Here is a 4796-nt window from a genome sequence, read left to right on the forward strand (position 1 = left end):
GGAGACATAGAAACGCCTTGAGAAAATCCAGAAGTCGTCAATGTGATTAGAAAGCCAAGAGTCAAAAAGAATTTAAAGTGATTGGGCATCATAGGTGTAGGTTTTAATTTAAGGCTGGTGAAAAAAATCAAATATATAATAGGGATTAGAGTCTCTGTTTTAAGTTTAAAGTGCGCTATAAAGCTGTGGCTATCTAAATAAACTTTTGTGTATAGCTGCGCCATTGAAGGCTTGTGAGTTGTAGGTGAATTGGACTTTCAAAATCGAAATGGGATTTACGATAACCACAAAGATATGATTTTGTTTTTTATTGTTAATTACAGATCTATTAGTGTATGGCAAACAACGGCCTAAATTCATAAATTCTCCTAAATCAATTTTATTGAGTTAGGAGAATTTAGTGATTTTTATTTTGCTTTGGACTATTGAGCCGTTGCCGTGTATGTTACTTTTTGAGTGTAAGTTCCAGGTGCTTTTCCTAAAAGTTCAGTTTGTGCTTTTTCCGCTGAGATTGAGTAATCGATGCTCAATGATTTTTTAGCTCCTAAAGTTGCGTTCGAAACCAAAACTTGATCTGCATTCGATAGAGTGATTTGATTAAGAGTTCCAACCATTGTTCCGCCAGATACTGCTTTTACTTGAAGTACGTTTACTGGAATAACATCAGTTCCGCTTGTAAAGTTTTCGCCTTCTGCCTTTACCTTAACATCAAAGTTTTTAGAAGAGGTTACGATCAAGCTGTTTTTCACCGTCACATTTTTAGCCGTATTGTAATCTGTTGTAGTCACGTAGTTGAAATCCACGATTCCTTCAGATGCCACGCTTCCCGCATCAATTGAGATCACATCAGACAAGATGATGTTTACAGTTGTGCTTACAGGGTTTGAATCCTGAGCTTGCGTGTTGTTAGTTCCAATGACGAATGCTCCAAGAGCTAATGTTGCGATGATGATTTGTTTTTTCATGATTATTAATTGTTAGAGGTTGTTAGGTTTTTTATTTTGGTTCTTTTGAACACTGCAAAGATATGTGAGGGCTTTAGTTTGTTTTGTAGTAGTAATTGGAAGTGGTTGTAGTAAGATCACTACAGAGATTAATATTTTGTTCAAATTATATATAATAAAAAATCCTCAGCACATTTCTGTGTTGAGGATTTCCCTTGTGATTTTGCTTTGGACTATAGAGCCGTTGCAGTGTATGTTACTTTTTGAGTGTAAGTTCCAGGTGCTTTTCCTAAAAGTACAGTTTGTGCTTTTTCCGCTGAGATTGAGTAATCAATGCTCAATGATTTTTTAGCTCCTAAAGTTGCGTTCGAAACCAAAACTTGATCTGCATTTGATAAAGTGATTTGATTAAGAGTTCCAACCATTGATCCGCCAGTTACTGCTTTTACTTGAAGTACACTTACTGGAATAACATCAGTTCCGCTTGTAAAGTTTTCGCCTTCTGCCTTTACCTTAACATCAAAGTTTTTAGAAGAGGTTACGATCAAGCTGTTTTCCACCGTTACATTTTTAGCCGTATTGTAATCTGTTGTAGTCACGTAGTTGAAATCCACAATTCCTTCAGATGTAACGCTTCCAGAATCAATTGAAATCACATCAGACAAGATGATGTTTACGGTTGTGCTTACAGGGTTTGAGTCCTGAGCTTGCGTGTTGTTAGTTCCAATGACGAATGCTCCAAGAGCTAAAGTTGCGATGATGATTTGTTTTTTCATGGTAATATAAGTTTAGGTTTGTTAGGTTTTTTATTTTGGTTCTTTTGAACACTGCAAAGATATGTGAGGGCTTTAGTTTGTTTTGTAGTAGTAATTGGAAGTGGTTGTAGTAAGATCACTACAGAGATTATTGTGAACAGAAATACAGGAAATAAGAAGCCTTTAAAACCTGTTATTATAATGAGGGTCTTTACTAGAATTTTGCTTTAGACTTTTAGGATCTTATGAAGCACATTACTTGTCCTGTATTTAATTTAGGTGTTTTCCCGAAAGTACAGTTTGTTCTTTTCTGCAGTTTAAAGGAAATGCTTAAAGGTACATACCTACAAAATTTACATATGTTGCAATACTTGTCAGCGATAGGGTTTTTTCTTTAGCGTTACCGGTTATAATTCCATCCTCAGGATACTCAATTTTTAATTTATCCGATGTTTTGACGCATTCTCTTATTTGTATCGATTCTAAATTGTTATCTTTGCCCTTCAGAAAAAAATAAGATGAAGAACCTAGTAATAGCTCTCGCTGCTTTTTCCCTATTAGCTGCGTGTAAAAACGAGAACGAAAAAAAAGATAATTCTGCCGTTCAACAATCGACCAATGAACAGGTCGTTAATGTCTATACCCACCGTCATTATGAGCCAGACCAAGAAATCTTCAATAAATTTGAAGAGAAAACTGGCATTAAAGTAAAAGTGGTCAATGCAAGTGCAGATGAGTTGATTCAGAAAATGAAAATGGAAGGCAAACAATCGCCTGCTGATGTTTTGATTACTGTAGATGCTGGACGATTAAGTCGCGCTAAAGAGCTAGGTTTATTACAAAGTATAGATTCTGAAATCTTAGAAAATACAGTGCCTTTACATTTACAGGATGTCGATAACCAATGGTTTGGCTTAACCAAAAGAGCGCGGATTATAGCTTATGCTAAAGACAGAGTAAAACCGGAAGAATTATCCACTTATGAAGATTTAGTTAATAAAAAGTGGAAAGGAAAAATATTGGTAAGATCCTCTTCTAATATTTACAATCAATCCTTAATGGCTTCCATTATAGCTAATGATGGCGAGGAAGCAGCCAAAAAATGGGCAGAAGGCATGGTTGCAAATATGGCGCGTTCTCCAAAAGGCTCCGATAGAGATCAAGTAAAAGCGGTGGTAGCAGGCGAAGGCGATCTAGCGATTGTCAATTCCTATTATATCGGAAAGATGTTAAACTCTCCAGATCCTGAGGAAGTGAAAGCAGCAAATCAAATAGGTTTGTTTTTTCCAAATCAGAACGATAGAGGAACGCACATCAATGTTAGTGGTGCAGGTGTTGCTAAATATGCACCAAACAAGGAAAACGCCATTCTGTTCATTGAATATTTAATTAGTGAAGATGCACAGAACATATTTACGAATGCTAATTACGAATATCCTGTTTTAGAAAGTGTAGCGCCAGTTCAAGACATTAAAAATTGGGGAGATTTTAAAGAAGATAACTTAGGATTAAACAAATTAGGCGAACATAATAAAAAAGCAGTTTTGATTTTTGATGAAGCAGGTTGGAAATAGAAATAAGGCTTTCTCATTAAAAACGAGGCTCCAAAGACTCAAAAGAGATAGTAACAGATGGTCAGTCTTTACGCTGGCCATCGTCTTTTTCTTGGCTTTACCCATTATGTTTATTGGGGTAGAGTTGTTTTCTGGTCCTGGGGAAACATGGAGTCACATCGTTAAATTCTTATTGCCAGAATATATTTGGAACTCCTTATATCTGGTCTTTTTTTGTAGTATCATCGTTTTGGTAGTGGGGATTTCCTCAGCGTGGTTGGTGTCGCGTTTCGACTTCCGTTTTCGTAAACAAATGGAATGGCTGCTGATCCTTCCACTGGCGATCCCTTCGTATATTGTTGGCTATGCTTATGCCGGGATTTTCGATTATGGAGGCAGTTTGGAACTTCTGTTTCGACAGCTGAATCTCGGTTTTATACGTATTGATATCATGAATCGCGCGGGACTGGCCTTTGTATTGAGTATTTCTTTGTTTCCTTATGTTTATGTCAGTGCAAGAGCGTTCTTTTTGAATCAGGCCAATAATCTTTTAGAAGCTTCTAAAATGTTGGGCGTTAGTGAACGTAAAACCTTTTTCAAACTGATGTTACCCCTTTCGCGCCCTGCTATTGTTGCTGGATTGGTTTTAGTGTGGATGGAGGTCCTTAACGATTATGGCGCCGCCAGTTATTACGGGGTCAATACCTTTACAACCGGAATCTTCCGATCGTGGTTTTCATTGGAGGAGCCCGAAACAGCTGTGTATTTATCCGCCTTGTTAATCGTCATTATTTTCGCCTTGATCCTTTTCGAAAAATGGCAAGTGCGGAAAGTGAAGTTTACCTCTTCAAAAACCAATAGCACACAAATCCAGCGTAAAGAGCCTTCGAAGTGGATGAAATGGGGCATCTTTTCCGTCGTATTTCTACCAGTGCTTTTAGGGTTTATTTTACCTGTAGCACAATTGATTTATTGGGCGGTACTAACGGCGTCTACGGTTTTTGATATGGAGTTTATCATGATTTCGCTGCAAAGCTTCGGCATCGCGATTACCTCTGCTGTGATTACCGTGTTTTTTGCACTTTTATTGATTTACTTTTCCAAATGGAGCACGTTGCGTTCGGTTAAAAATATTGCAAGAATCGGCGTTTTAGGATATGCCATTCCAGGGGCTGTGATTGCCATTGGGATTATGATTCCAACCTTAGCCTTAGACAAATGGTTGATTAAAATATTAGGCAATTTTGGGATTAATTCGGGATTAATCATCAATGGCACCTTGATTGCGCTATTTTATGCCTATGCCGTTCGTTTCTTGGCTGTAGCCTATAACCCGATAGATTCCACAGCATTAAAAGTCGATAATTCGATTCCTGATTCATCTAAAGTTTTGGGTGTAGGAAATTTAAAAACGTTTTTTAAGATTGAATTTCCACTCATTAAAACAGGCGTATTCAGTGCCGTGATTTTGGTTTTTATTGATGTGATGAAAGAATTGCCATTAACCCTCATTTTGAAACCCTATCACATTGATACGTTAGCCG

4 protein-coding genes are annotated in these 4796 nt (G+C 37.3%); 2 read left to right on the forward strand and 2 right to left on the reverse strand.

Annotated features, from left to right (window positions below; translation table 11 throughout):
• Positions 1-422 precede the first annotated feature (422 nt).
• Together ABIQ28_RS13015 and ABIQ28_RS13020 are read right to left on the reverse strand one after the other, a co-directional pair.
• The gene (locus ABIQ28_RS13015) at positions 423-965 is read right to left on the reverse strand and encodes a peptidoglycan-binding protein LysM (protein ID WP_348037996.1); all 543 of its coding nucleotides are present in this window, start codon (positions 963-965) and stop codon (positions 423-425) included.
• 212 nt (positions 966-1177) lie between these two features.
• Entirely contained in the window at positions 1178-1720 is a 543-nt protein-coding gene (locus ABIQ28_RS13020; RefSeq protein WP_348037998.1) for a peptidoglycan-binding protein LysM, read from the reverse strand.
• Between the two features lie 497 nt (positions 1721-2217).
• Between ABIQ28_RS13020 and ABIQ28_RS13025 the strand changes: the two genes are divergently transcribed.
• Positions 2218-3273 carry a Fe(3+) ABC transporter substrate-binding protein gene (locus ABIQ28_RS13025; protein ID WP_348038000.1) on the forward strand — a complete coding sequence of 352 codons (1056 nt, stop codon included), beginning with the start codon at positions 2218-2220 and terminating at the stop codon, positions 3271-3273.
• Positions 3254-4796 (forward strand): iron ABC transporter permease (locus ABIQ28_RS13030; protein ID WP_348038002.1); only part of this gene is annotated, 1543 nt, incomplete at its 3' end. The genes ABIQ28_RS13025 and ABIQ28_RS13030, both read left to right, overlap by 20 nt.

The organism is Gelidibacter sp. (assembly GCF_039916245.1).
Classification (GTDB): Bacteria; Bacteroidota; Bacteroidia; order Flavobacteriales; family Flavobacteriaceae; genus Gelidibacter.